Annotated in this window: 32 protein-coding genes; 20 read left to right on the top strand and 12 right to left on the bottom strand. The window is 70.8% G+C overall.

The window, feature by feature from the left end:
- On the top strand, positions 1 to 1,050 hold a 1,050-nt coding region (locus AU195_RS15015; RefSeq protein WP_059159871.1), incomplete at its 5' end, for a MinD/ParA family ATP-binding protein.
- An 18-nt stretch (positions 1,051 to 1,068) separates the two neighbouring features.
- On the opposite strand, the gene AU195_RS25950 is transcribed toward AU195_RS15015, so the two are convergent.
- Positions 1,069 to 1,233: a hypothetical protein gene (locus tag AU195_RS25950; protein ID WP_172800590.1), complete on the bottom strand. Its 165-nt coding sequence runs from the start codon at positions 1,231 to 1,233 to the stop codon at positions 1,069 to 1,071.
- Positions 1,234 to 1,281: 48 nt separating this feature from the next.
- Between AU195_RS25950 and AU195_RS15010 the strand changes: the two genes are divergently transcribed.
- The 3 genes from AU195_RS15010 to AU195_RS15000 are packed head-to-tail and all read left to right on the top strand — an operon-like array spanning position 1,282 to position 3,031.
- Positions 1,282 to 1,599 carry a DUF4229 domain-containing protein gene (locus AU195_RS15010; RefSeq protein ID WP_059159859.1) on the top strand — a complete coding sequence of 106 codons (318 nt, stop codon included), beginning with the start codon at positions 1,282 to 1,284 and terminating at the stop codon, positions 1,597 to 1,599.
- A complete protein-coding gene (locus AU195_RS15005) occupies positions 1,596 to 2,639 on the top strand; it encodes an aminotransferase class V-fold PLP-dependent enzyme (RefSeq protein WP_059159858.1) in 1,044 nt (347 codons plus the stop codon). The genes AU195_RS15010 and AU195_RS15005 overlap by 4 nt, the downstream gene beginning before the upstream one ends.
- A 47-nt stretch (positions 2,640 to 2,686) precedes the next feature.
- A complete protein-coding gene (locus tag AU195_RS15000) occupies positions 2,687 to 3,031 on the top strand; it encodes an ester cyclase (protein ID WP_059159870.1) in 345 nt (114 codons plus the stop codon).
- A gap of 4 nt (positions 3,032 to 3,035) precedes the next feature.
- Here the strand turns inward: AU195_RS15000 and AU195_RS14995 are convergent, their stop codons facing one another.
- Entirely contained in the window at positions 3,036 to 3,905 is an 870-nt protein-coding gene (locus AU195_RS14995) for a 1,4-dihydroxy-2-naphthoate polyprenyltransferase (protein WP_059159869.1), read from the bottom strand.
- 78 nt (positions 3,906 to 3,983) lie between these two features.
- Here AU195_RS14995 and AU195_RS14990 point away from each other — a divergent pair, with 78 nt between their 5' ends.
- The 4 genes from AU195_RS14990 to AU195_RS14975 are packed head-to-tail and all read left to right on the top strand — an operon-like array spanning position 3,984 to position 7,762.
- A complete protein-coding gene (locus AU195_RS14990; protein ID WP_059159868.1) occupies positions 3,984 to 4,760 on the top strand; it encodes an S-methyl-5'-thioadenosine phosphorylase in 777 nt (258 codons plus the stop codon).
- Positions 4,757 to 5,788, top strand: a complete 1,032-nt coding sequence (locus tag AU195_RS14985; protein WP_059159857.1) for an NAD-dependent epimerase/dehydratase family protein — start codon at positions 4,757 to 4,759, stop codon at positions 5,786 to 5,788. The genes AU195_RS14990 and AU195_RS14985 overlap by 4 nt, the downstream gene beginning before the upstream one ends.
- Before the next feature lies 1 nt (position 5,789).
- Complete coding sequence (locus tag AU195_RS14980) at positions 5,790 to 6,617, top strand: alpha/beta hydrolase (RefSeq protein WP_059159856.1); 828 nt, start codon at positions 5,790 to 5,792, stop codon at positions 6,615 to 6,617.
- 20 nt (positions 6,618 to 6,637) lie between these two features.
- Positions 6,638 to 7,762, top strand: coding sequence for an NAD(P)H-dependent flavin oxidoreductase (locus AU195_RS14975; RefSeq protein ID WP_059159855.1), 1,125 nt, complete (start codon positions 6,638 to 6,640; stop codon positions 7,760 to 7,762).
- Positions 7,763 to 7,796: 34 nt separating this feature from the next.
- Here AU195_RS14975 and AU195_RS14970 read toward each other — a convergent pair whose 3' ends face one another.
- Positions 7,797 to 8,822: a sensor histidine kinase gene (locus AU195_RS14970; protein ID WP_059159854.1), complete on the bottom strand. Its 1,026-nt coding sequence runs from the start codon at positions 8,820 to 8,822 to the stop codon at positions 7,797 to 7,799.
- The gene (locus tag AU195_RS14965; RefSeq protein WP_059159853.1) at positions 8,809 to 9,522 is read right to left on the bottom strand and encodes a response regulator transcription factor; all 714 of its coding nucleotides are present in this window, start codon (positions 9,520 to 9,522) and stop codon (positions 8,809 to 8,811) included. Before AU195_RS14965 ends, AU195_RS14970 begins: the two co-directional genes overlap by 14 nt.
- 101 nt (positions 9,523 to 9,623) lie before the next feature.
- On the opposite strand from AU195_RS14965, the gene AU195_RS14960 reads away from it, so the two are divergent.
- Genes AU195_RS14960 through AU195_RS14950 form a run of 3 tightly spaced genes read left to right on the top strand, consistent with a single transcriptional unit; the run spans position 9,624 to position 11,581 of the window.
- Complete coding sequence (locus tag AU195_RS14960; protein ID WP_059159852.1) at positions 9,624 to 10,280, top strand: glycosyltransferase family 2 protein; 657 nt, start codon at positions 9,624 to 9,626, stop codon at positions 10,278 to 10,280.
- The gene (locus AU195_RS14955; RefSeq protein WP_059159851.1) at positions 10,277 to 10,948 is read left to right on the top strand and encodes a TIGR04282 family arsenosugar biosynthesis glycosyltransferase; all 672 of its coding nucleotides are present in this window, start codon (positions 10,277 to 10,279) and stop codon (positions 10,946 to 10,948) included. The genes AU195_RS14960 and AU195_RS14955 overlap by 4 nt, the downstream gene beginning before the upstream one ends.
- 3 nt (positions 10,949 to 10,951) lie before the next feature.
- The gene (locus tag AU195_RS14950) at positions 10,952 to 11,581 is read left to right on the top strand and encodes a methyltransferase domain-containing protein (RefSeq protein ID WP_059159850.1); all 630 of its coding nucleotides are present in this window, start codon (positions 10,952 to 10,954) and stop codon (positions 11,579 to 11,581) included.
- Here the strand turns inward: AU195_RS14950 and AU195_RS25230 are convergent.
- Genes AU195_RS25230 through AU195_RS14940 form a run of 3 tightly spaced genes read right to left on the bottom strand, consistent with a single transcriptional unit; the run spans position 11,463 to position 14,739 of the window.
- On the bottom strand, positions 11,463 to 12,044 hold the full coding sequence (locus AU195_RS25230; protein ID WP_157531138.1) for a hypothetical protein: 582 nt from the start codon (positions 12,042 to 12,044) through the stop codon (positions 11,463 to 11,465). The two genes, AU195_RS14950 and AU195_RS25230, sit on opposite strands and share 119 nt — an antisense overlap.
- 1 nt (position 12,045) lies before the next feature.
- Positions 12,046 to 13,332, bottom strand: coding sequence for a molybdopterin-dependent oxidoreductase (locus AU195_RS14945; protein WP_059159849.1), 1,287 nt, complete (start codon positions 13,330 to 13,332; stop codon positions 12,046 to 12,048).
- A 51-nt stretch (positions 13,333 to 13,383) separates the two neighbouring features.
- The gene (locus tag AU195_RS14940) at positions 13,384 to 14,739 is read right to left on the bottom strand and encodes a glycosyltransferase family 39 protein (protein ID WP_059159848.1); all 1,356 of its coding nucleotides are present in this window, start codon (positions 14,737 to 14,739) and stop codon (positions 13,384 to 13,386) included.
- A 183-nt stretch (positions 14,740 to 14,922) separates the two neighbouring features.
- Here AU195_RS14940 and AU195_RS14935 point away from each other — a divergent pair, with 183 nt between their 5' ends.
- From AU195_RS14935 to AU195_RS14925, 3 genes are all read left to right on the top strand, one after another.
- The gene (locus AU195_RS14935) at positions 14,923 to 15,777 is read left to right on the top strand and encodes a formate/nitrite transporter family protein (RefSeq protein WP_059159847.1); all 855 of its coding nucleotides are present in this window, start codon (positions 14,923 to 14,925) and stop codon (positions 15,775 to 15,777) included.
- Positions 15,774 to 16,229: a cyanase gene (gene cynS / locus AU195_RS14930; protein WP_059159846.1), complete on the top strand. Its 456-nt coding sequence runs from the start codon at positions 15,774 to 15,776 to the stop codon at positions 16,227 to 16,229. The genes AU195_RS14935 and cynS overlap by 4 nt, the downstream gene beginning before the upstream one ends.
- A gap of 108 nt (positions 16,230 to 16,337) precedes the next feature.
- On the top strand, positions 16,338 to 17,222 hold the full coding sequence (locus AU195_RS14925; RefSeq protein ID WP_059159845.1) for a universal stress protein: 885 nt from the start codon (positions 16,338 to 16,340) through the stop codon (positions 17,220 to 17,222).
- A 5-nt stretch (positions 17,223 to 17,227) separates the two neighbouring features.
- Here AU195_RS14925 and AU195_RS14920 read toward each other — a convergent pair whose 3' ends face one another.
- Entirely contained in the window at positions 17,228 to 17,932 is a 705-nt protein-coding gene (locus AU195_RS14920; RefSeq protein WP_059159844.1) for a helix-turn-helix transcriptional regulator, read from the bottom strand.
- A gap of 106 nt (positions 17,933 to 18,038) precedes the next feature.
- Between AU195_RS14920 and AU195_RS14915 the strand changes: the two genes are divergently transcribed.
- Positions 18,039 to 18,575 (top strand): DUF2231 domain-containing protein, encoded by a 537-nt coding sequence (locus tag AU195_RS14915; RefSeq protein WP_286149262.1) that lies wholly within the window; start codon positions 18,039 to 18,041, stop codon positions 18,573 to 18,575.
- A gap of 2 nt (positions 18,576 to 18,577) precedes the next feature.
- Entirely contained in the window at positions 18,578 to 19,012 is a 435-nt protein-coding gene (locus AU195_RS14910) for a hypothetical protein (protein WP_059159843.1), read from the top strand.
- A 5-nt stretch (positions 19,013 to 19,017) separates the two neighbouring features.
- Here the strand turns inward: AU195_RS14910 and AU195_RS14905 are convergent, their stop codons facing one another.
- Positions 19,018 to 19,632: a pyridoxamine 5'-phosphate oxidase family protein gene (locus tag AU195_RS14905; RefSeq protein ID WP_059159866.1), complete on the bottom strand. Its 615-nt coding sequence runs from the start codon at positions 19,630 to 19,632 to the stop codon at positions 19,018 to 19,020.
- An 86-nt stretch (positions 19,633 to 19,718) separates the two neighbouring features.
- Between AU195_RS14905 and AU195_RS14900 the strand changes: the two genes are divergently transcribed.
- Positions 19,719 to 20,060: a DUF3140 domain-containing protein gene (locus AU195_RS14900; RefSeq protein WP_059159865.1), complete on the top strand. Its 342-nt coding sequence runs from the start codon at positions 19,719 to 19,721 to the stop codon at positions 20,058 to 20,060.
- 46 nt (positions 20,061 to 20,106) lie between these two features.
- On the opposite strand, the gene menE is transcribed toward AU195_RS14900, so the two are convergent.
- Both menE and AU195_RS14890 read right to left on the bottom strand, forming a co-directional pair.
- Entirely contained in the window at positions 20,107 to 21,174 is a 1,068-nt protein-coding gene (gene menE / locus AU195_RS14895) for an o-succinylbenzoate--CoA ligase (RefSeq protein ID WP_286149261.1), read from the bottom strand.
- Between the two features lie 68 nt (positions 21,175 to 21,242).
- The gene (locus AU195_RS14890) at positions 21,243 to 21,542 is read right to left on the bottom strand and encodes a DUF3349 domain-containing protein (RefSeq protein WP_059159863.1); all 300 of its coding nucleotides are present in this window, start codon (positions 21,540 to 21,542) and stop codon (positions 21,243 to 21,245) included.
- Positions 21,543 to 21,758: 216 nt separating this feature from the next.
- On the opposite strand from AU195_RS14890, the gene AU195_RS14885 reads away from it, so the two are divergent.
- From AU195_RS14885 to AU195_RS14875, 3 genes are read left to right on the top strand one after another with little or no spacing between them, the layout of a single operon-like run.
- Positions 21,759 to 23,009 carry an inorganic phosphate transporter gene (locus AU195_RS14885; RefSeq protein ID WP_059159842.1) on the top strand — a complete coding sequence of 417 codons (1,251 nt, stop codon included), beginning with the start codon at positions 21,759 to 21,761 and terminating at the stop codon, positions 23,007 to 23,009.
- A gap of 38 nt (positions 23,010 to 23,047) precedes the next feature.
- On the top strand, positions 23,048 to 23,326 hold the full coding sequence (locus tag AU195_RS14880; RefSeq protein ID WP_059159841.1) for a hypothetical protein: 279 nt from the start codon (positions 23,048 to 23,050) through the stop codon (positions 23,324 to 23,326).
- A 10-nt stretch (positions 23,327 to 23,336) separates the two neighbouring features.
- Entirely contained in the window at positions 23,337 to 23,642 is a 306-nt protein-coding gene (locus AU195_RS14875; RefSeq protein WP_059159840.1) for a DUF3349 domain-containing protein, read from the top strand.
- A gap of 5 nt (positions 23,643 to 23,647) precedes the next feature.
- Here AU195_RS14875 and AU195_RS14870 read toward each other — a convergent pair whose 3' ends face one another.
- Positions 23,648 to 24,019 (bottom strand): VOC family protein, encoded by a 372-nt coding sequence (locus tag AU195_RS14870; protein ID WP_059159839.1) that lies wholly within the window; start codon positions 24,017 to 24,019, stop codon positions 23,648 to 23,650.
- Positions 24,020 to 24,032: the final 13 nt, after the last annotated feature.

Raw genomic sequence — 24,032 nt, 5'->3', positions numbered from 1 at the left:
TGTCGAGATAGGGCGTGGGCGGCACCGCCCGTACCGTCGCCGCCCACCGCCGAACCCCGGCCACCGGTGTCGCACCCCGTGTCCCAGCCCCTGCCGGTGCCGCCCACGCCCTATCTCGATCTGTCCACGGTGGCCCTGCTGGGCCAGCCCAAACAGCCGCCGGCCCGCGGGTGGCGCAAGTGGCTGTACCTGGCGACGTTCACCCTCGTCAACATCGGCGACAGCCCCAAGGCGGCGCAGCAGGACAGCCTCGTCACACGCGTGAAGCAACCGCTGGGCGGCTGCTATCGCATCGCGGTGCTCTCGCTGAAGGGCGGCGTCGGCAAGACCACGATCACCGCCACGCTGGGCGCCACGTTCGCCTCGATCCGCGGGGACCGCGTGGTGGCCGTCGACGCGAACCCCGACCGGGGCACGCTGAGCCAGAAGGTGCCGTTGGAGACGACGGCCACGGTGCGTCACCTGCTGCGCGACGCCGAGGGCATCGAGCGCTACAGCGACGTGCGCGCCTACACCTCACAGGGGCCGAGCCGGCTCGAGGTGCTGGCCTCGGAGACCGACCCGGCGGTGTCGGAGGCGTTCAGCTCCGACGACTACACCCGCACGCTCGAGGTGCTGGAGCGCTTCTACAGCCTGGTCCTCACCGACTGCGGCACCGGGTTGATGCACTCAGCGATGACGTCGGTGCTCGCGCACGCCGACGTGCTCGTGGTGATCAGTTCCGGTTCGGTCGACGGGGCGCGCAGCGCATCGGCCACCCTGGACTGGCTCGACGCGCACGGGCACCAGGCCCTGGTGTCGAACGCGATCGCGGTCATCAACGCGGTGCGGCCACGCTCGGGCAAGGTCGACCTGCAGAAGGTCTCCGACCACTTCTCGCGGCGGTGCCGCGCGGTGCAGGTGGTGCCGTTCGATCCGCATCTGGAAGAGGGTGCGGAGATCAGCCTGGACCGCCTCAAGCCCGCGACGCGGCAGGCGCTGCTGGAACTGGCCGGTGTGGTGGCCGACGGATTCGCCGGCGCGGTGCGGCGCGACGACGACCGCGGGTAGCCGCCGACCGAAGCGGGGCTACTGCCGCGGGTTGTTGTCGTCCTGGCCGAGACGCCGGAGAAAATCTGGGTCGTCATCGGGGCCGATCACACGCCGCTGCGGCCGGGTCGCACTGACCCGCATGAGCCGCCAGCCGATGTAGAGCAAGCCGGCCAGAACGATTATCAGGAGCAAATACGCCACTCAAACCTCCTGACATCGAATATACGCGCCGTCGGTAGGCTCGGGTGCGTGTCAGAAGGTCGCCAGGGTGCCCGTCTCGTGGTCGATGTACTCGTCTACGTCGCGGCGCGCTTGCTCCTGGTGGCGGCGCTCGCGGCGGCGATCTTGGGCGTCGGCCACCTGCTCGGTTTGCGGGAGTTCCCGTTGGTCATCGCGATCCTGTTCGCGCTCGTGATCGCTCTGCCCCTGGGCATCTGGGTGTTCGCGCCGCTGCGGCAGCGGGCCACCGCGAGCATCGCCGCGTTCGACGCGCAGCGGCGCAAGGACCGCGAGCAGCTGCAGGCCCGACTGCGCGGCGAGGAGCCGCCCGGTGATCCCGGGGCATGACGCCGCGGCAGATCTACGGCAGTGAATTCGCCGGCGCGGCAGGCTTTCTCAACTCTCCGACGTACGGACTGCCCCCGCAGTTCCTGATGCGCGCACTGCACGACTGTCTTGCCGAATGGCAGGCAGGCACGCTCGACGCGACGTCGTTCGACCAGCCCGTGCGGGACGCCCGGGCGGGGTACGCGGCGCTGGTCGGGGTGCCGGTCGACACCGTGGCGATGGCGGGCAGCACGTCGGCGGCGCTGGGTCTGCTGGCCGCCGCGATCCCCGACGGAAGCCGGGGCGCCACGCTGGCGGGTGAGTTCACCAGCACCACCTTCCCGTTCGCCGCGCAGGCCGGCCGCGGGGTGTCGGTGGCCGAACTGGGCGCCGACGAACTCGTTGCCACCGCCGGTGATTACGACTTCGTGACCGTCAGTCTGGTGCAGTCGGCGACGGGCGCCGTGCTCGACGCGGAGGCGCTGCGGGCGAGTGTGGCGGGCGGCCGGACGCTCACGATCCTCGACGTCACCCAGGCCGCCGGATGGAAGCTGCTCGACCTCGGCTGGGCCGACGCGACGGTGGCGTCGGCCTACAAGTGGCTGCTCGCGCCGCGCGGCACCGCGTTCCTGTCGGTGAGTGAGCGGACCGCCGGTCTCATGACGCCGCACGCGGCGAACTGGTACGCCGGGCAGGAACCGTGGACTTCGATCTACGGGCTGCCGCTGCGCCTGGCGTCCGACGCGAGGCGTTTCGACGCCTCGCCGGCCTGGTTCGGCGCGCTGGGCGCCGGGCTGACGCTGCCGTGGCTGGCCGGGCTGGACCGTGCGGCGGTCGAGGCGCACACCGTGGGCCTGGCCGCGACGCTGCGGGCCGCACTGGACCTGCCGCCACACCCGTCGGCGATCGTGTCACTGCCGTCCGCCCGCAACTCGGACGCCGCGGCCCGTCTGCAGCGCGCCGGTATCCGCGCCTCGGTGCGGGCGGGAGCGGTGCGGGTCGGCTTCCATCTCTACAACACCGCCGACGACCTGGACCGGTTGCTCGACGCGCTCGCGTGAACCGTCACCCGGCATAACGCGATGACCCGGTGGGTAGCTGTGTGATCATGACGACTCCCAAGGATCTCTACGCGCAGTGGATCACCCGCCTGTGGGCCGGCGAGCCCGTGGCCGCCGAGTTGGTGACCGAGGACTTCGTCGGGCACTGGCCGGACCGCGAGGTGCGCGGGCCCGCGGAGTTGCAGGCAATCATCGACCAGACCCACGAGATGCTCTCGGACCTGACCTTCGAGATCGAGGTCGGCCCGTTCGTCGAGGGGGACATGGTGGCCGGGCGCTGGGTCGGCAGCGGCCGCGGCGAGCAGGGCCCGATGCGCTTCACCGGCAACGACATCCTGCGGGTGGCCGACGGGAAGTTCGCCGAGTACTGGACCGGGACGTCGACGAGCTGACGTCCTAACCGAAGGCGAGCGCGAGCGCGACGGCCACCGCCCACACCAGCATGGTGAGCCCGGTGTCGCGCAGGACGGGGATCAGCTCCTTGCCGCCGAGCCCGCCGCGCACCGGGCGCGCGGCGCGCACCGCCAGCGGCAGCGCCAGCAGGCCGACCGCGCACCAGGGCGTGGCGAGCATCAAGGCCAGCGTGAGCAGCAGCGCGGTGCCCAGCAGCGCCTGGTAGAGCACCCGGGTGCGGGTGTCGCCGAGGCGGACGGCCAGGGTGATCTTGCCCGACTCGCGGTCGGTGGGGATGTCGCGCAGGTTGTTGGCGACCAGCACCGCCGACGACAGCGCACCCATCGCGACGGCCAGCGCGAGTCCGACCCGGTCGACGTGCAGCGCCTGGGTGTACTGGGTGCCCAGCACGGCGACCAGACCGAAGAACACGAACACCGCGACCTCGCCGAGCCCGATGTAGCCGTAGGGCTTCGAGCCGCCGGTGTAGAGCCACGCGCCGGCGATGCACACGGCGCCGACGGCGATCAGCCACGGCGCACTGGCCACCGCGAGGACCAGCCCGGCCACCGCGCCGACGGCCAGGCTGGCGATCGCCGCCGTGAGCACCGCCCGCGGGGAGGCCAGCCTTGACCCCACCAGTCGCAGCGGCCCGGCGCGCACGTCGTCGGTGCCGCGGATGCCGTCGGAGTAGTCGTTGGCGTAGTTCACCCCGATGATCAACGCGACGGCGACGACCAACGCCAGCAGCGCTTTCCACCACACCGCGCCGTCCAGCCACGCGGCGCCCCCGGTGCCGGCGATCACCGGTGCGACGGCGTTGGGCAGTGTGCGGGGGCGCGCGCCCTCGACCCATTCGGCGAAACTTGCCACGCGCGCCATCGTCGCACGCCTGACGGCCGCGCCCCCTCCGTCACCCCGGGGAACGGGGGCATGGACGACAATGGACCGATGCTCGGAGTGATCGGCGGCAGCGGCTTCTACTCGTTCTTCGGGCCCGACGCGCGCAGCGTCAGGCTCGACACCCCCTACGGCGCTCCCAGCGCAGCGATCACGGTCGGCACGGTCGGCGGGCACGAGGTCGCGTTCCTGCCCCGGCACGGCGCCGACCACGAGTTCAGCCCGCACACCGTGCCGTACCGGGCCAACATGTGGGCGTTGCGCGCGCTGGGCGTGCGGCGGATATTCGGCCCGTGCGCGGTGGGCAGCCTGACCCCCGACCTGGGTCCGGGCGCGATGGTGGTGCCCGATCAACTCGTGGACCGCACCAGCGGGCGGGCCGACACGTACTTCGACTCCGGCGGCATCCACGTCGGCTTCGCCGATCCGTACTGCCCGACGCTGCGCGCGGCCGCCGCGGGACTGCCCGGCGTCGTCGACGGCGGCACCATGGTGGTGATCCAGGGGCCGCGGTTCTCCACCCGCGCGGAGAGCAAGTGGTTCGCGAGCCAGGGTTTCACCCTGGTCAACATGACCGGCCACCCCGAGGCGGTGCTGGCTCGCGAACTCGAGATGTGTTACGCCGCAATTGCCTTGGTCACCGACCTGGATGCGGGCATCGAGACCGGGAAAGGGGTGCGGGCGGTCGACGTCTTCGCCGAGTTCCAGCGCAACCTCGTGCCGTTCAAGAAGGTGGTGCACGAGGCGATCGACCAGGTGGCCGTCGAGCGGACGTGTGAGCACTGCCTGCCGCACGAAGGCGTGACGCTGCCGATCGAGTTGCCGTGAGGGTGTTGCTGACCGGCGCCGCCGGGTTCATCGGCTCGCGGGTGCGCACGGCGCTGGAATCGGCGGGTCACGACGTCGTCGCCGTGGACGTGATGCTGCCTGCCGCGCACGGTGGATCGGCGCACCTTCCCGAAGGCACGCACCGGGTCGACGTCGCCGACCCCACCGCGCTGGCCCCGCTGCTCGACGGCATCGACGCGGTCTGTCATCAGGCGGCCGTGGTGGGCGCCGGGGTCAATGCGGCCGATGCGCCCTCGTACGGCAGCCACAACGACTACGGGACCACGGTGCTGCTCGCCGAGATGTTCGCCGCGGGTGTCCAGAAACTGGTGCTGGCGTCGTCGATGGTGGTCTACGGGCAGGGCCGGTTCGACTGTCCCGCACACGGACCCGTCGACCCCCTGCCGCGCACCCGTGCCGATCTCGACGCCGGGGTGTTCGAGCACCGCTGCCCCGTCGGCGGCGAGGAACTGCACTGGCGGCTGGTCGAGGAGGACGAGCCGCTGCGGCCCAGAAGCCTCTACGCGGCAAGCAAAGTCGCACAGGAGCATTACGCGCTGGCATGGAGTGACGCTGTCGGAGGTTCCGTCGTGGCCCTGCGCTACCACAACGTCTACGGCCCGCACATGCCCCGCGACACCCCCTACAGCGGGGTGGCGGCGATCTTCCGCTCCGAACTCGAGAACGGGGACGTGCCGAGGGTTTTCGAGGACGGTGGGCAGATGCGCGACTTCGTCCACGTCGACGATGTCGCGGCGGCCAATCTGGCCGCGGTCGAGTCGCGGCTCCCGGGTTTCGAGGCGTTCAACGTCTGCTCCGGCCGGCCGATCTCGATCATCGAGGTCGCCACCGAGCTCTGCGAGATCCGCGCCGCCGCACCACCGCTGGTGACCGGACAGTACCGCAGCGGCGACGTGCGCCACATCGTCGCCTCGCCGCGGCGGGCGGCCGAGCGGTTAGGTTTCCGGGCCGCGGTGGATCCGCGGGACGGACTGCGGGAGTTCGCCTTCGCGCCGTTGCGGGCGTGACATGCCCCGCTGGGCGCGCATTCTCGTTATCGTCGCCCTTGTGGCGACGGGAGCGTTGGGGTTGCTGTGGACCCAGCAGCGGCGGCTGATCTATTTCCCGGCACCGGGTCCCGTGCCGTCGGCGAGCACGGTGTCGCCGGGTGCGCGCGACGTCGTGCTGCGCACCGCGGACGGATTGGATCTCGGTGGGTGGTACTTCCCGACGGCCGGCCGGGGGCCGGGTGTGGTGATGTTCAACGGCAACGGTGGCGACCGGTCCATGCGGGCGGCGCTGGCGATCGCACTGCGGCGCATGGGGTCGTCGGTGCTGCTGTTCGACTACCGGGGCTACGGCGGCAACCCGGGCCGGCCCAGCGAGGACGGGCTGGCCGCCGACGCCCGCGCGGCCCGCGAGTGGCTGGCCGCCCAACCCGAGGTCGACCCGGTCCGCCTCGTGTATTTCGGTGAATCGCTCGGCGGCGCAGTCGCGGTCGGCCTCGCCGCCGAACAACCGCCCGCCGCGCTGATCCTGCGCTCACCGTTCACCTCGCTGCCCGACGTGGGCGCGGTGCACTACCCGTGGCTGCCGGTGCGGCGGTTGCTCATCGACCGCTATCCGTCCATCGAGCGGATCGGCGGGATCGGTGCCCCGCTGTTGGTGATCGCGGGCGATCGTGACGACATCGTCCCGGCCGGCATGAGCCGGCGGCTGTTCGACGCCGCAGCCGAACCGAAGGAGTTCGTGCTCGTGCCCGATGCCGGGCACAACGACCCGGCGCTGCTCGACGGCCGCCGGATGCTCACCGCGATCGAGCGGTTCCTGGCGCAGGCCCCGGGATTCGGCGCCTGAGGCGGGGCGATACTGGTGGCGTGAAACCCGCGATATGTGAACAGTTCGGCATCGACTTCCCGCTCTTCGCGTTCAGCCACTGCCGCGACGTCGTCGCCGCCGTGACCAACGCCGGCGGTTTCGGGGTGCTCGGCGCGACCGCCTACACCCCCGAACAGCTCGACCGGGAACTCGCCTGGATCGACGAGCAGGTGGGCGGCAAGCCCTACGGCGCCGACATCATCGTGCCGGCCAAGTTCGAGGGCAAGGGGGAGAACCTCTCGCGCACCGACCTCGCCGACCGCATCCCGGCCGAGTACCGCGAGTTCGTCACCCAGCTGCTGGCCGACCACGACATCGAACTCGACAGTGCGCCGCGGCTCGGCGGGTCGTCGCTGTCCGGGGACACCGGCCGCGAACTGCTCGACGTCGCGATGAGTCACCCGATCAAGCTGATCGCCAACGCGCTCGGCGTCCCGCCGGACTACATGATCGAGGCGGGCCGCGAACGCGGTGTGCCGGTCGCGGCGCTCGTCGGCGCGCGCGAGCACGCCGTCAAACAGGTCGCCGCCGGGGTCGACCTGATCGTCGCGCAGGGCACCGAGGCCGGCGGGCACTGCGGTGAGGTGACCACGCTGGTGCTGATTCCCGAGGTGATCCAGGCCGTCGAGGAGACCGGCACCAAGGTGCCGGTGCTCGCCGCGGGCGGCATCGTGACCGGCCGGCAGATGGCCGCGGCGGTGGCGATGGGCGCCGACGGCGCGTGGACCGGTTCGGTGTGGCTGACCACCGAGGAGGCCGAGACAGCGCCGCACACCGTGCAGAAGATGTTGGCCGCCACGTCGCGGGACACCGTGCGCTCGGCGGGCCGCACGGGTAAACCGGCCCGCCAGCTGGTGTCGGACTGGACGCAGGCCTGGGCGCCGCGCGGGGAGCGCCGTCCGCTGCCGCTGCCGCTGCAGAACATGCTCGCCGAACCGCTGCTGCGCCGCATCGACGTGCTCGCCGCGCAGGGGCACCCCGGCGCGCAGCAGTTGTCGACCTACTTCGTCGGCCAGGGCGTCGGGTTGATGAACAAGGTCAAACCGGCGCGCGAAGTGGTGCGCGAGTTCATCGAGGACTATCTGGCCGCCGCGGAGCGGTTGGGCAACTCGCTGCCCGACTGACCGCCCTCGTCCACGACGGTCGGCGAAGGGAGTTCTAATCGACGGCCAGCGGGAGCCGTACCTCGAAACGGGCGCCCGTGCCGAGGTTGTGCGCGGACAGCGTGCCGCGGTGCGCCTGCACGAGGCCGGCGGCGATGGCCAGGCCAAGACCCGATCCGCTGGGCAGCGACGCGTCGTCGCGCGGGATGCGGTCGTTGGAGCCGCGGTAGGCCACGTCGAACACCCGCGGCAGGTCGGCCTCGTCGATGCCGACGCCGGTGTCGTCGACGCGGGCCCACGCGACGTCGTCGTCGGAGCCGAGCGCCAGCTGCACGCGGCCGCCCTCCGGGGTGTGCGCGATCGCGTTGGCCACCAGATTGGACAGCACCCGCACCAGCGCTCGGTCGCTGCCGAGCACCTGCACGGGTTCGTCGGGCAGTTCGGCGCGCAGCTGCACCCCGGCGCGTTCGGCGGCGATCCGGTGGGCGGCCAGCACGTCGTCGACGACCTCGTCGAGCGCGACCCGGTCGAACGCCGGCTGCACCGCCCCGGCGTTGATCTTGCTCATCTCGAACAGGTCGTCGACCATCTCCGACAGCCGGATCGATTCCTGCTCGATGTGCTTGGCGTGCGCGCGCACCTCGTCGGCGCCGACCAGACCGTCGGCGATGGCCTCGGACACCGCGCGGATCCCGGCCAGCGGGGTGCGCAGGTCGTGGCTGACGAACGCGACCAGTTGCCGCCGCGACATCTCGGCCGCCTGCTCGGACTCCCGGATCTCCTGCTCCCACACCGTGCGGCGGGCCTGATAGCGGCCCAGCATCACCGCGGCGGGGATGGTGACGACGGCCACCACCACGAGCACCACGGCGATCGGCTCGAAGGTCTCGGTGATCATGAAACCGCTGGCGCCCAGCACGCCGGTGAACGTCGCGAGCACAGGGATCAGCACGAGCACGACCATGCTGACCGCCAGCGACCACGTGCGGGCCAACCGGATGATCAGCGCACCAGCCAGCACCACCGGAATGGAACAGGCCAGCGCCCAGGCGCCGATCTCCCAGACGTCAGTTGACGGCACCGGTGCTCAGGCCCTCACGCGCGCCCGCGGCATCGCTCCACATGTAGCCGCGGCCCCACACCGTCTGCACCCGGTGCTGGTCGCCGAGCTTCGAACGCAGCCGTTTGACGTGCACGGTCACCGTGGACAGATCGCCGAAGTCCCACCGCCACACCTGCTTGAGCAGCTCTTCGCGGGTGAACACGGTGTCGGCGTGAGTGATGAAGAACAGCAGCAGATCGAACTCGCGGTTGGTGAGGCTGACGGGCTGACCGTCGACGGTGACCGACCGTGCGGCCGCCGAGATCGTGAGCGCGCCGACCTTCAGGTCGACCGGGGTGACCCCGACCGGCGTCGGAGAGCGGCGCAGGACCGAGCGCACCCGCAGCGCCAGTTCCCGGGGGCTGAACGGTTTGGTCAGGTAGTCGTCGGCGCCGGCTTCGAGGCCGGCGATGCGGTCGTCCTCTTCCCCGAGGGCGGTCAGCAGGATGACCGGAACGGTGTGGTCGCCGCGCTGGCGCAGGGTGCGACAGAGGGTCAGCCCGTCGGGGCCGGGCATCATCACGTCGAGCACGGCGACGTCGATGCGTTCGGTGCCGAGCAGCCGCAGCGCCTCGGTGCCGTCGCGGGCGATCGCCACTTCCAGGCCGTCGCGTTCGAGATACCGACGCACGACGTCCCGCACGACGGAGTCGTCGTCGGCGATCAGGACCCGTGTCACCCTTCGAGGTTAGCCGTCAGCGCCCGCCACCTGCGCCGATGTCAGAGATTCGTCACTGTTGCCCCAGGTGGGTGCCGACGGGCGTGGTTAGCCTCGTTGCTATGCCCGAGTGTCCCGTGACGGTGGTGCTGCCGTGCCTGGACGAGGCGGCATCGCTGCCGGCGGTCCTGGCCGCGCTGCCCGACGGCTACCGCGCTCTGGTGGTGGACAACAACAGCACCGACGGCACCGCGGACGTGGCACGGCGGCACGGCGCCGAGGTTGTGCACGAGGCACGCCCCGGTTACGGCTCCGCGGTGCACGCGGGGGTGCTGGCCGCGGGCACCCCGGTGGTCGCCGTGCTCGACGCCGACGGGTCGCTCGACCCGCGCGAATTGCCCGCCCTGGTGGCCGAACTGGACAAGGGTGCCCACCTGGCGGTCGGCCGGCGGAGGGCGGTGCCCGGTCTGCGCTGGCCGTGGCATGCCCGCCTCGGCACGGCCGCGGTGTGCTGGCGGTTACGGCACCGCCACGGTTTGCCCGTCCACGACATCGCGCCGATGCGGGTGGCCCGCCGCGAGGATCTGCTCGCGCTCGGTGTGCAGGATCGCCGATCCGGGTATCCCCTGGAACTGCTGGTCCGTGCCGCCGCCGCGGGCTGGCGCGTCGTGGAACGCGACGTCACCTACGGCCCGCGCACCGGCGGGAGATCGAAGGTCAGCGGCTCGTTGCGCGGCAGCGCGGTGGCCGCGCTGGACTTCTGGCGGGTGATCGAGTGACGGAGTTGCCGGTGACGGTGCTCGTGGTCGCCAAGGCCCCGGTGCCCGGTTTGGCGAAGACGCGGCTGGCGGTCACGGTCGGGTTCGAGATGGCCGCGGTGATCGCGGCGGCCGCGCTGCTCGACACCCTCGACGCGGTCCTGGCGACGCCCGTGTCGGCGCGGGTGGTGGCGCTGACCGGCGACCTCGACGAAGTCCACGACAGCGCGGCGCTGCGGGCCCGCCTGGCCGAATTCACCGTCGTCGAGCAGCGCGGTGACTCGTTCGCCGAACGGCTGGCCCACGCGCACGTCGACGCCGCCGCGGCGGTGGGGGACCGTCCGATCCTGCAGATCGGGATGGACACCCCCCAGGTCACCGCCGATCTGCTGGCCCGGTGCGCACAGACGCTGCTCGCCGCCGAGGCGGTGCTGGGGCCGGCACGCGACGGCGGCTGGTGGCTGCTCGGGGTGCGGACCGCGACGATGGCCGACTGCCTGCGCGAGGTGCCGATGTCGCGGGACGACACCGGCGCGCTGACGCGGAAAGCGTTGCAGGACAGGGGGATCAGCGTGATAATGGTCGACGAGCTCGCCGATGTGGACACCGCCGCCGACGTCGAAACCGTCCGACGCTGCTGCCCGCCCGGTGGGCGGTTCCCGTTCGCGACGGCCGCGGCGGGGTTGTGACCGGTGCTCGGCAACCTCTACGACCGCGCGCTCGACGGGGAACGGTGCTGGATCCGCAGCGGCGACGGGGCGGTGAAGACGCTGCCGGTGCGCAGCTGGCTCGGCGGACGGCACGCCGACCGGCTCTTCGACCGGGCGGTCGTGCTGCTCTGTGAGGGGCCGACCATCGACTTGGGTTGCGGCCCAGGCCGTCTGGTGGCCGATCTGGTCCGCCGCGGCATCCCGGCCCTCGGTGTCGACCAGTCCGCCACCGCGGTCGAGTTGGCGCGGCGCAACGGCGCTCCCGCGCTGCGCCGCGACGTGTTCGGGGTGTTGCCCGGACTCGGGCGGTGGCAGACCGCGCTCCTGGCCGACGGCAACATCGGCCTCGGCGGCGATCCGAGGCGGGTGCTGCGCCGCGCCGCCGAACTGCTGCGCCCGGGCGGCCGCTGCGTCGTCGAGTTCGACTCCGAGACCCGGGGAGTGCAGGACACCATGGTGCGCCTGGAGTCCTCGAACACGGTGGGGCCGTGGTTCAGGTGGGCGTCGGTGGGGGTGGACTGTGCGGCTGCGCTGGCGCAGGAGGCGGGGTTGACGATGACGGGTCTGCATCCGGCGGGCCGCCGGGTGCTCGCGACGTTGGCGGCGCCGTAGCCCGTCGGGTTCTCCCCAGCCGGACCGCGTACGCCGCGGCGCTGAGCGCGAACATCGCGGCGACCAGCAGCAGCCAGCGGCCGAGGTACGGCTCCTGCGTCTGTCCGGTGGCCGCGGTGTAAGCGGGCGCACCCTGCCGCAGGATGCCGGGACTGAACACCGCGAACGTCAGGGCGGCACCCAGAATCGGAACGCGGAGGTGATTCAGGACCGGCACCGGAGCCGGAAAGCGCTGGGAGAGAGTGAGAATGCGGTCGACGAGCGCGTAGAGCGGGAACAGCACCAGGTCGTGCAGGATGACGGCGGCCGCGAACCACACCACGATCGACTGCCACCACGTGCGCGGATTCCACAGGGCGGCGATGCCGAGCGTGGCAACGGTGTAGCCGAACAACGCGAAGCCGGCGATCAGCGTCAGCAGATGCAGCGGGTGCGATCCGTACACCGCGCGGAAGGCCCGCATGTCAACGCGCCTCGAAGTCGATCGCGCCCACCCACTTGGTGTTGTGCACACCGGGCAACGCGGGCACGATCACCCGCGCCGGGAACCCGTGATCGGGGGAGAGGTCCGCACCGTTGACGCGCAGCGCCAGCAGCGCATCGTCATCGCGGATCTGGTTGGCCTGCAACCTCGCCCGATTGAACGCACCGCGCCGCTCGACCGACGACACGCGGGCCGACACCGGCTCGGGCACCCCGGCCAGCGCGGCGAGGTCACGTAACCGCACCCCGCTCCACGTCTGGGTGGTCGACCAGCCCTCGACGCAGGCGATCGGCAATCGGGCCGTGTGCTGGGGCAGTGCCGCCAGCGCGGCGCGGTCGAGGACGACGGGCTGCGAGCCGCCGCGCAGCGTGAGCCGCCAGCCCGGACCCGTCGCCGCGGTGGTGATGCCCGCCGCGCGGGCGGTGCGGTTGACCTGGAAGTCGTTCGGGCCATCGCCGGACGAGCGGCCGCGGGGCAGCAGCAGTGCCGCCGGTCTGGTTATTCCGCCGAGGGTCTGGCCCGCGGTCAGGACCGCCATCAACAGCGCACCACCGCCGACCAGGGCCAGCGCGCCGCGGCGGCTCATCGTCGGTTCCGCCGGGTCGGGCGCTGCCAGCCCGTCGGGCTCGAAGTCTTCCGGCCGGGTGCCGGCGCGGTCGGTGCGCAGCACCTCGCGCAGCGGTATCGACCGCAGCCCGGCCCGCATCCGCGGGATCTTGATCGCGATGTGGACCAGGAACCCGGTGATGAACATCCAGGCCCCGAAGTAGTGGGCGGTGTAGAAGCTGAAGCCGAAGATGTAGTCGTACTGGATGTTGAGCACGCCGGTGACGATCTCGAACAGGATGCCGCCGACCAGCATCAGCAGCGAGATCCGTTCCAGCAGTTGGGCGATCGACAGGGCCGGCGGCCACACGAACAGCCGTGGGATCACCGACCACAGTTTGGCCAGCACCACCGGGATCAGGACCAGGCCCAGCCCGACATGCACACCCTGGGTAAACCGGTACAGCCACGACGGGTCGGTGGGCCAGTCGAACGTCGGCAGCTTCAGCCAGCCGACGTCGGCGGGGATGGCCTGGCCGAACTGCGGACCGTAGGCGATGTAGGACAGCAGGCCGGTGACGGTGACGATCGGCAGCGTCACCAGGAGCGCGGCGCCGAGGACGGAGGTCAGCCACCGGCCGCGGAGCGGGCTGCGCCACCGGAGCCCGCGGGGCGGGCTGTGCCGCCGGAGCGGACGACCCCCCGGCTTCTCGGGACCCATGCAGGCATTCTGCCGATCCGTGGCGCCGTCGGTGTCCGGAAAGGCGCTTCGTCACCAGTTGGTCAGGACGAGGTGGTTGATCAGCAGCGCGCCGAGCACGTTGACGGCGAGCCACCACCGCTGCGCGCGCACCGGCAGCAGCGCCCCGGCCGCGACCAGCCACATCGTGAAGGGCAGCCAGATCCGTTCGGTCTCGGCCTTGCTCAGCATGCTCAGATCGGCGCAGACAATCGCCGCGAGGGCCCCGAGCATCAGCAGGTGCAGACCGCAGCGCGCGCGGATGGCCGCGATGTCGAAGACCCGTCCCAGCCCCGCGACGCTGCCCAGCCCGATCGCGCAGACGACGGAGGCGAAGTTCGCCCACCCCCAGTACTGGAACGGCCGCTCGTTGGCGATGCCCTGCCAGTAGCGTTCCTGCACCAGCTGATAGCCGTCGAACCACCAGAATCCGGCGATGACGAACACCACGACCACGGCCACCGCAGCGCCGACGGCGGGCAGCAGCGCGCGCAGCGCGGAGCGCCAGTCGGCGGAGCAGATCAGCACCGCGACGGCGGGCAGTGCCATCAGCACCAGGCCGTAGTTGAGGAAGATGCCCCATCCCAGCAGCAGGCCGGCGCCGACCGCGAACAGTTCGGGGCGGCGGCCGGCGCGGCGCACGGCCAGCGCCAACAGCGCGATACCCCAAGCGGCGACGCCCGCGAAATAGCCGTCGGCCGACACCGCCACCCAGATCGCGGTCGGCGCCACCGCGAGGAACGGCGCGGCGAGGCGGGCGGTGCGCTCGTCGGCCAGCGCGCGGACCGCCACGAGGATGGCCGCGGCCACGCTCGAACCGGCGATCAGGCACAGCAGCCCGGCCCAGGCGCCGCCGCCGAGTCCGATGCGGTCCAGCCAGACGAACGTCAGCAGCGCACCCGGCGGGTGCCCGGAGACGTGGGTGATCCACGAATCGGGCTGGTAGTCGAGGATGCGGTCGGCGAACGTGCGGACCGCCTCGGGGATGTCGGTGACGGTGGGGACCTGCCGCAGGTACTCATGGCGCGCGGTCAGCCGGCCGGCGAACCCGCGCTGCCAGCCGTCGACCATCGCCAGCGAGAACGCCCACGCCGCCGAGGTGGCCCACGTCGCGAGCACCAGCGTCCGCCAGTTCAGCCGCTGTGCCGGCGCACGCCCCCAGACGACGGCGGCCACGCCGATGACGACGGCGGGCACGGTGCCCCACCCCACGTGGGGCCTCCACCACCCGAAGATGGGTGAGGTGGCGGCGAAGCTCCGGAAGCGCTCCGGGGTGGCGTTGATCAGCGGTGTGACGACCTCGAGGTGCAGATGGGGGACGACGAACGCCGCCGCCACGAGCACCAGACCGACGACGGCGGCGATCGTCTCCCTGCGATAGGCGCGCACCCGGCCAGCCTATGGGGCCGCCGTCCGCCGCGGCTCACAGCCGCGCATCGCCTCCGGTGAACTAACCGTGACGCGCCGTCAACGTCGTTTTACGTGCCCGACACAGGCGCTCGCCAAGCTGAGGTCACCTTCAGTGCCGTCGTCCGCCGCTGCCACTCACCGTCCGAAAAGGAGCGACGACTCATGTCCTATGTGAATCCAGCGCAGTTCGTCACGAAGATGATCGACGCCGGGGAGACCAAGGCGTTCATGTCCACGCGCGACACCGTGATCCGCGCCTACATGGCCGGGGCGATCCTCGCGCTGGCCGCGGCGTTCGCGGTGACCATCACCGTGCAGACCGGCAACGCGCTCGTCGGCGCGCTGCTGTTCCCCGTCGGGTTCTGCCTGCTGTACCTGCTCGGGTTCGACTTGCTCACCGGCGTTTTCACGCTCGTCCCGCTCGCGTTGCTCGACAAGCGGCGGGGCGTGACCGTACGGTCCCTGCTGCGCAACTGGGGGCTGGTGTTCGTCGGCAACTTCGCCGGTGCGCTCACCGTCGCGTTCATGATGGCGATCATCTTCACCTACGGATTCTCCGTGGATCCCAACGAGGTCGGCCAGAAACTCGGCGAGATCGGACACAGCCGCACCGTAGGGTATGCCGAACACGGCGCCGCCGGCATGCTGACGTTGTTCATCCGCGGTGTGCTGTGCAACTGGATGGTCTCCACCGGTGTCGTGGCGGCGATGATGTCGACGTCGGTGTCGGGCAAGGTGATCGGGATGTGGATGCCCATCATGCTGTTCTTCTACATGGGTTTCGAGCACTCCGTGGTCAACATGTTCCTGTTCCCGTCCGGTCTGATGCTCGGCGGTGACTTCTCGGTGATGGACTACTTCGTGTGGAACGAGATCCCCACTGTGGTGGGCAATCTCGTCGGAGGTCTGGCCTTCGTCGGGTTGACGTTGTACGCCACCCATGCCCGCACCGGTACGGAGTGGAACCGGCCCGTCGAACCGGAGCAGTTCACGCTCCCGGTGGAAGCGCGCGCATGACCCGGGAGCAGATCACCGCCGAGATCGTGGCCGCCCGGCTGGCCAAACAGCTGACGTGGCAACAACTCGCCGATGCCATCGACCGGCCGGTGGTGTGGACCATCGCCGCGCTGCTGGGCCAGCACCCGATCCCCGTGGACAGCGGCAAGATCCTCGTCGACATGCTCGACCTGGACGAGTCGGCGGTTCCGGTGCTGGCGGCGGTCCCGATGCGCGGCGGGCTGCCCACCGCGGTGCCGACGGACCCCACCATCTACCGCTTCTACGAGGTTCTCCAGGTCTACGGCGGCGCCATCAAGGAACTCATCCACGAGGAGTTCGGCGACGGCATCATGAGCGCGATCAACTTCAGCATCGACGTGCAGCGCAGACCGCATTCGGCAGGCGACCGCGTGGTGGTCACGCTCGACGGCAAGTTCCTGCCGTACGACTGGACGGCCGCTGAGGGCTGATCCGCCGCCGAGCGTTCGGGACTTTGGTCCATCGGCGCGGGGACCATGGCCCCGCGTAGGGGACACCCTCCTCGGCTAACCTGTGCCTGACCGTACAGGGAGGTTCGGATGTCCTCGCCCACAACGCTTCATGGCATCGTCGTCGGTGCCGACGGCTCCGCGGCCGGCAAGGTCGCGGTGGATTGGGCGGCACGCGACGCCGCCCGGCGCGGCGTGCCGCTCACGATCGTCCACGTCATCGCACCGAAGAACATCCAGATGTGGATCGAGGTGCCCGCGCCGCAGGAGTACCTGCGCTGGCAGGCCGAACGCAGTACGCGCGTGATGGCCGAGGCGACGGCGATCGCCGAGCGGGCCGCCGAGGGCAGGCACCTCACGGTCGTGAAACAGGTCGTCCCGGGTGAGGCGAAGGCCACGCTGATCGACATGTCCAAGGACGCCGAGATGGTCGTCGTCGGTAGCCGCGGCCTCGGCGACTGGGGCAGGCGGCTGCTCGGATCGGTGAGCACCGCCGTCGTACACCATGCGCACTGTCCGGTCGCGGTGATCCACGACGAGGACCCGCTGATGGACCATCCGGACCAGGCGCCCGTCGTGGTCGGGATCGACGGCTCAGCGGCCGCCGAGCACGCGATCGCGATCGCGTTCGACGAGGCATCGCGCCGCGGTGTCGACCTGGTCGCCGTGCACGCCTGGAACGACGTCGACTACGAGTTCCCGGACATCAAGTGGGTGGATTACACCGACCGCGGCGAGCGCATCATCGCCGAGCGGCTGGCCGGCTACTGCGAGACCTACCCCGATGTCACGGTGCGCAAGGTGCTGGTGCGCGACCGGCCTGCGCACCAGCTGCTGCAGCAGTCCGAAGGGGCCCAGTTGCTGGTCGTCGGCAGCCACGGCCGCGGCGGGTTCGCGGGCATGCTCCTCGGCTCGGTCAGCTCCGAGGTGGTGCAGTCCGCCCGGATGCCGGTGATCGTCGCCCGCCAGCCCTGATCACGTCATCGCGTCGGCCGCACCTCGACGCAGCATTCCCCGGCGGCCGGTGACAGTACGGCCTCGACGGCGTCGCTGCCCAACCCGTCGAGCGCACCCGATACGAAGGCGTGGTTGAGCCGGCACACCAGCTCCGGCAGGTCGCGGGCGAGCGGGAGGAACGGGCAGTTACGCAGCCGGATACATCCGCCTCCGTCGCGGTGGGGCTCGAACCCGTTGTCGGTGAGTACCTCTTCGGCCAGGCGCAGCGCGCGCTCGGCCCCGATGCGTCCCCGCCGTGCGCGGGTGGGTGCAGCGGTGGCGGCCACACCGCGCTCGCGAGCGATCCGCACCGCGGCGGCCCGCACCGATGTCTGACCGCCCCCGTCGAGGACCGCATGCGCCAAGATGTCGGCGAGCAACTCGGGTCGGCGCGGCGGGATGCTCACCGTGAACTCGGCGTCGGCGGGTGCGTACACCTTCGGCGGCCGGCCGACACGGGCCCCGGCGGGCTGGAGGAACCGGAAACGCAGCAGGCCCACGTCGACGAGCTTGTCCAAGTGGAACGCGGCGAGCTTGCGCGAGATGCCGACGGCCGACGCCGCTTCGTCGCGGCTCACGGGACGACGCTCGTGGCGCGCGAAGTCGTAGAGCCTCCGCCGGATGTCGTCACCCAGCGCCGAGACCGCCCGGATCGAACCGGCGTGCGCGCTTCGGCCGTCGTGTTCCACGCCATCACGATATCGCCAACAAAGATGGTCGAAATACGGTCTTGACTGGCCAGAGTCAATAAGACCAAAATTGATTATCTAAACCACGGCGAAGTGGGAGGTGGAGGTGAGCACACCACCCGACCAGGCCAAGCGCCCCGTCAGCGCGATGCTGGCGGGACCCTACGGACACCCGTTCCATCCGATCCTGGTGACCGTTCCGATCGGTGCGTGGGCCGCCAGCCTGGTTTTCGACATCGCCTCGCGCATCGTCGACGAACCGGCATTCCTGGCCCGGGGAGCGGAGTGGCTGATCGCGATCGGCGTGCTCGGCGCGCTGGCGGCCGCGACGGTCGGCTTCCTCGATCTGATCGCGATCCCCTCGGGCACCCGGGCGCACCGGATCGGCCTGCTCCACATGGCACTCAACCTGACCGTCACCGGGCTCTACATCGCCGGCTTCGCCTGGCGACATGCGACCTATCCCCAAGAGGCCGCGGTGGGATTCGGGCAACTGGCGCTGTCGCTGGCGGCGTTCGCGGCGCTCGCGGTGTCGGGCTACCTGGGCGGGATGCTGTCCTACCGGTACGGCGTGCGCGTCGCCGACGAGTCGACGCAGGCGGAGGGATTCGGGGGGAGTCGAGTAACCGGCACAGGGAGGTAACCATGGGTATCGCGTCACTGATCGCCTGGATCCTGACCGCGGGCGGCGGCGCCTTCATGCTCGCCAAGTGGGTGGGCGGTGGTGGTCATCGCGACCGGACGAGAACCCATCTGCCGCCCGCGGTGGTGTTCGGCCACTTCGCCCTGGCGGCCCTCGGGCTGGTGCTCTGGATCGTCTACGTCGTCACCGACAACCACCCGATCGGCTGGGTCGCGCTCGCGCTTCTGGTACCGGTCGCCGCGCTCGGCGTCGTCATGGTGATGCGTTGGTTGCCCGTGTACCGGAGCCGGCACCAGCCGGTCGGCGGCGGCGGAGCGTCGGCGCTCACGGACGCGCCCGAGCGGTCGTTCCCGGTGGCGGTGGTGATCGGACACGGCGTACTCGCCGTCGCCACCGTGGTGCTGGGGCTGCTCGCGATCCTCGAGATCGGCGGCTGACCGGGTCAGTACAGCTGCTTGCGCATGCTGTCCTCGGAGTAGTACTCGTCGAGTTCGGCCTGCGTCAGATCGGGTTTGAACGTCTTGGCCAGCTGTGCGACGCTCGGCACGGCATCCGGGGTCCACGACTCCGGTCTCCATGCGCCGGAACGCAGAAAAGCCTTGGCGCAGTGGAAGAAGACCTCTTCGACGCTGATCTCCAGCGCGAGGATCGGGCGTTTCCCGCTGACCACCATCGCGTCGAAGTAGTCGGCATCGGCCAGCACGCGAGCGCTGCCGTTGATCCGCAGCGTGTCACCGCGGCCCGGGATGACGAAAACAGTGCCGACCCGCGGCCGCTCCAGCACATTGAGGTAGCCGTCGACCCGCTTGTTGCCGGGCCGCTCGGGGATCGCGATCGTCCGGTCGTCGATGATGTGGACGAAGCCGGCCGGGTCACCCTTCGGGGACACGTCGAGGTTGCCCTGCGCGTCGGTCGTCGCGACGAAACCGAGGGACGCGGCGCGCAACCACTCCTGCTGCACCGACGACAACCGCGGCCCGACCTTGTTCGCGACGAAGCTGTTCGGGTGGCCGACGATCGCGCGCAGTTCCTCGACGGTCGTGACTTCTCGACGCATGCGCCCCATCATGCCGGGCTCTCGCGCTGCGGCCGCCGGTTGACCGGTTGGCGGTGCGGGTAGCCGACGCGAAGGAGGTGACCGACATGAGCCGACACGTCGAGGTCGACGACGACCTGTGGAACGAGTTCCATCGCGTGGTCAACATGACGTCCCGAGAGCTGCTCGACTGGTTGCGCACGCGTTCCGCCACCGAGGGCAGCGAGGAACTGCCCGACCAGGCCGGCACCCAGACGGGCAGACACGTGCTCGAGATCCTCGGCAAACGACGGGTGGACCTGACCGCCGACGACGAGCACGTGATGCGGCGGGTGGTCGACCGGGTCCATGCCGAACGGCGCGACGATCTGGAGCCGACCGCCGGGCAGGAGAACTGGCGGCATCGCCTCATGACCATCGGACACGACCCGCTCAAGCCCCCGCGCTGAACCGCGCGCTCAGCGCGCTCTAGCTGAAGTGCGCGCTCAGCGCGCCCTAGCTGAATTGCGCGCTCAGCGCGCGGCGGTCCACCTTGCCGATCCCCCTGCGCGGCACCTCCTCGACCACATGCACCTCACGCGGGGCGGCCGTCGCGTCCAACTCGGCCGCGACGTACGCGCGCAACTCTGCGGGCGTGGGCGCCGGCCGACCCGCGGCGACGACGATCGCGGCCACCACCCGCTGGCCCAACCGCTCGTCGGCCACCCCGAACACCGCGCAGTCGGCGACCGCCGGATGGCGGGACAGCACCGCCTCGACCAGAGGGGGCATCACGGTCAGCCCGCCGGTGCTGATCGCGTCGTCCACGCGGCCCAGAACCCGCAACACGCCGTCGTCCAGCGCGCCGACGTCGTCGGTGCGGAACCAGCCCGGCTCGGCGAACGGATCCGGCCGAACGGGATTGCGGTATCCCGTGGCCAGTGTCGCCCCGCCGAGCAGGATCCGGGATCCGTCGAGACGCACCCGCACTCCGTCCAGCGGCACCCCGTCGTAGACGCACCCTCCGGCGGTCTCACTCATGCCGTAGGTCCGCACCACGGAAATGCCTGCAGCAGAGGCCTTTTCGGACAGGCCCGCGGGCATCGGCCCGCCGCCGATCAGCACCGCGTCGAACGTGGCGAGCGCCGCGGTGGCCGCCGGATCGCGCAGCACCTTGTCCACCTGCACGCTCACCAGCGACACATACCGCCGTCCCGCGGCCATCCCCGCCACCGCCGACACCAGGTCCCGTGCCTCGAAACTCGCCGGCATGGCGACCGGCCGCTCACCGGCCACCACACTGCGCACCAACACCTGCAGCCCCGCGATGTGATGGGCGGGCAGCGCCAACAGCCAGCGGCCGGGCCCACCCAGCCGCGAGTGCGTCGCGTCGGCGCTGGCCATCAGCGCCGAGGCGGAGAGCATCGCACCCTTCGGTGTGCCGGTGGTGCCCGACGTCGGCACCACGACGGCGACGTCGTCCCCGATCGGCGCACCGGATCGCAACGCCTCGCACAGCAGCGCGCCGTGCTCGGCGTCGCCGGCCGGGGTGGGCAGCAGCGCCGGCCCGCGGCCGGCCAGCATGTCCTCGACGGCAGGCAGGATCTCGAGCGCCGCAGCGCCGGACGGGACGGCGAGGGCGCGCAGGACGGCTATGCGTCCTCCCCGGATCGTCGGTCGTCGAGTGGCCAGCTGCGCGCGGCGAGCCGGGCGCGCACCCGGTCGATGTCGGCCTCGGTGGGCATGTCGTCGGTGATCGAGGTGATCATCACCGCGATGTCGAACTGATCGAACTCGCCGCGGTCGACGAGGGTCTGCGCCACGGCCGCGACCTCCTCGTCGGTCAACCGCCGGCGCAACAGCGCGAGCAGCGGCACCCGGTCCGGCCCCGGGACGCCCTCGGGATAGCCGGCGGTGATCCAGGCGACGATTCTGGCGAGGAAGTTGGGCACGTGGGTCACTTTCCCGGGCGCGCCGAAGACCGGTGTGCCCGCAGGCAGTCGATGGTAACTCCGGCCGGTGACGCGCGCCGACGGCCAACGGCGACTGCACGCCGGATGAACACTTGGTGAACACCACGGGGAATAGGGCAAAAGTCCAGGACACACCGGAAATTAGGACCGCTAGTTTTTGGTTCTGAGAGTCGTGGCACAGCAGAATGTGGACTCGTGAGTTCCGAGTTGATCATCTTGGTGCTGCTCATCGCGACAGCACTGGCCTTCGACTTCACCAACGGTTTCCACGACACCGGAAACGCGATGGCCACGTCGATCGCCACCGGCGCGTTGAAGCCCAAGACGGCGGTGACTCTGGCCGGGGTGCTCAACCTGGTGGGCGCGTTCCTCTCGGTGGAAGTGGCCGTCACCGTGACCACCTCGGTGCTCAAGATCCAGGACAGCAAGACCGGATCCCTGCTCCCGAACATCGACGCGTCCACGGGGCTGACCATCATCTTTGCCGGACTCGTCGGCGGCATCCTGTGGAACCTGCTGACGTGGCTGTTCGGCATCCCCTCGAGTTCGTCGCACGCGCTGTTCGGCGGGCTGATGGGTGCGGGTCTGGCCGCGATCGGGCTGGCAGGGGTGAACTGGTCCGGCGTCACCCAGAAGGTCCTCATCCCGGCGATCGCCGCCCCGGTCATCGCCGGACTGGTCGCCGGATGCGGTACCTGGCTGATCTACCGCATCACCCGCAAGGTCGCGCGCAAGCGCCGCGATTCCGGCTTCCGGTGGGGGCAGATCGCCACCGCGTCGCTCGTCGCGCTGTCCCACGGCACCAACGACGCCCAGAAGACCATGGGTGTCATCGCGCTGGCCCTGATCACCACCGGCCACCTGACCGGCGACGTGGCCGAGGACGGCCTGCCCTTCTGGATCATCGCCAGCTGTGCGCTGGCCATCGGCCTGGGCACCTACCTCGGCGGCTGGCGGGTCATCCGCACGCTCGGCAAGGGTCTGGTCGAGATCGAGTCGCCGCAGGGACTGGCCGCCGAGGCCTCGTCGGCCGCGATCATCCTCAGCTCCAGCGCCGCGGGCATGGCGCTGTCCACCACCCACGTCGCCACCGGGTCGATCCTCGGCAGCGGCGTCGGCAAGCCGGGCGCGCAGGTCCGCTGGGCCGTCGCCGGCCGGATGGCGGTGGCCTGGCTGGTCACCCTGCCCGCCGCGGGCCTGGTCGGCGCGCTCGCCTTCTGGCTCTCCCACTCGGTGGCGGGGATGACCACCCAGCTCGTGGGCGACGGCCTGATCTTCCTGATCCTGGTCGGCACGTCGTTCGGGCTGTGGTGGCGCGCCCAGCAGCAGAAGGTCGACCACCGCAACGTCAACGCCGACTGGGACGCCAGCACCAATTCCGTGGTGCCCGTCGAGGTGCGGGAATCCGCACCCGGCGCACCGGCCCGAGACGTCGCGGCCGTCTGACCCGACCGACACCCGAGAACGACTGAAGGACATTGGGAATGGTTCACCTCGAGAGCATCCTGCGGGTGCTGGTCGTCGGCCTGATCCTCGGCGCGGGCCTGCCCGCCCTGTTCGCCTGCGGACTGGTGGCGTATTCCGCCGGAACGGACGGCGCCGACGGCGACGGCGCCGCCCACGCCCCGAACCCCGCGCTGAAATACCTTGGCGTGGCACTGTTCACGATCGTCGGGGCGGTGATCCTGGTCGGGTTGCTGTGGATCACCCGGTCGACGATCGAGCATCAGTTCGGCATCGACCTCTTCCCGTTCGCCAAGTGAGATCCCGGCGATGACAGACAACACCGGCGTCATGGAGAAAGTGCTCACCTGGCTGCGCGACGGATACCCGCAGGGTGTCCCGCCGAAGGACTACTTCCCGCTGCTGGCGCTGCTCAAGCGGTCGCTGACCGAGGAGGAGGTCGTCAGGGCCGCGCAGTCGATCCTGCGCTCGACGGACTCTGACACGGTCACCGAGGACGAGATCCGCACAGCGGTGCACGAGGTCATCGCGAAGGAACCCAACCCCGAAGAGGTGCACCAGGTCGCGGCGCGGCTGGCCTCGGTGGGCTGGCCGTTGGCTTCACCGGTGCACTGAGACCGTCAGCCGCGGGTGTCGCGGCGCAACGGATGGTCGTCGGGCACCTGCACGAAGATCAGGGTGACGCCGTCGGGATCCGTCACGTGCATCTCGTGCAGACCCCACGGCTCCTGCCGTGCCTCCCTGGCGATCTCGACGCCGCGCCCGCGCAACTCGTCCTGGGTGGCGTGGAGGTCGCGTACCTGCAGCCACAGGGTGCCGCCGGCGTCGGGGCCGCCGGGGGCGGCCAGTTCGATCAGTGACTGGCCGGCGTAGAACACCGTCCCGCCGCCGTACTCACGCGCGATGGCAAGCCCGATACCGTCGCGGTAGAACCGCAGCGACCGCTCATAGTCCGCCGGCCGCAGCAGCATCCGGCTGGCCAGGATCTCCATGGGGTCGTGTCTA

The organism is Mycobacterium sp. IS-1496 (assembly GCF_001499995.1).
In the GTDB taxonomy this organism is placed as follows: domain Bacteria; phylum Actinomycetota; class Actinomycetes; order Mycobacteriales; family Mycobacteriaceae; genus Mycobacterium.
This window is presented reverse-complemented; position numbering and strand designations above follow the sequence as displayed.

Coding starts and splice junctions, on each gene's coding strand:
- AU195_RS15005 (WP_059159858.1), top strand. CDS start 1,596: ATGACGCCGCGGCAGATCTACGGCAGTGAATTCGCCGGCGCGGCAGGC.
- AU195_RS15000 (WP_059159870.1), top strand. CDS start 2,687: ATGACGACTCCCAAGGATCTCTACGCGCAGTGGATCACCCGCCTGTGG.
- AU195_RS14990 (WP_059159868.1), top strand. CDS start 3,984: ATGCTCGGAGTGATCGGCGGCAGCGGCTTCTACTCGTTCTTCGGGCCC.
- AU195_RS14980 (WP_059159856.1), top strand. CDS start 5,790: ATGCCCCGCTGGGCGCGCATTCTCGTTATCGTCGCCCTTGTGGCGACG.
- AU195_RS14960 (WP_059159852.1), top strand. CDS start 9,624: ATGCCCGAGTGTCCCGTGACGGTGGTGCTGCCGTGCCTGGACGAGGCG.
- AU195_RS25230 (WP_157531138.1), bottom strand. CDS start 12,044: ATGCGGGCCTTCCGCGCGGTGTACGGATCGCACCCGCTGCATCTGCTG.
- AU195_RS14945 (WP_059159849.1), bottom strand. CDS start 13,332: ATGGGTCCCGAGAAGCCGGGGGGTCGTCCGCTCCGGCGGCACAGCCCG.
- AU195_RS14935 (WP_059159847.1), top strand. CDS start 14,923: ATGTCCTATGTGAATCCAGCGCAGTTCGTCACGAAGATGATCGACGCC.
- cynS (WP_059159846.1), top strand. CDS start 15,774: ATGACCCGGGAGCAGATCACCGCCGAGATCGTGGCCGCCCGGCTGGCC.
- AU195_RS14925 (WP_059159845.1), top strand. CDS start 16,338: ATGTCCTCGCCCACAACGCTTCATGGCATCGTCGTCGGTGCCGACGGC.
- AU195_RS14910 (WP_059159843.1), top strand. CDS start 18,578: ATGGGTATCGCGTCACTGATCGCCTGGATCCTGACCGCGGGCGGCGGC.
- AU195_RS14905 (WP_059159866.1), bottom strand. CDS start 19,632: ATGCGTCGAGAAGTCACGACCGTCGAGGAACTGCGCGCGATCGTCGGC.
- AU195_RS14900 (WP_059159865.1), top strand. CDS start 19,719: ATGAGCCGACACGTCGAGGTCGACGACGACCTGTGGAACGAGTTCCAT.
- menE (WP_286149261.1), bottom strand. CDS start 21,174: ATGCTGGCCGGCCGCGGGCCGGCGCTGCTGCCCACCCCGGCCGGCGAC.
- AU195_RS14880 (WP_059159841.1), top strand. CDS start 23,048: ATGGTTCACCTCGAGAGCATCCTGCGGGTGCTGGTCGTCGGCCTGATC.
- AU195_RS14875 (WP_059159840.1), top strand. CDS start 23,337: ATGACAGACAACACCGGCGTCATGGAGAAAGTGCTCACCTGGCTGCGC.
- AU195_RS14870 (WP_059159839.1), bottom strand. CDS start 24,019: ATGGAGATCCTGGCCAGCCGGATGCTGCTGCGGCCGGCGGACTATGAG.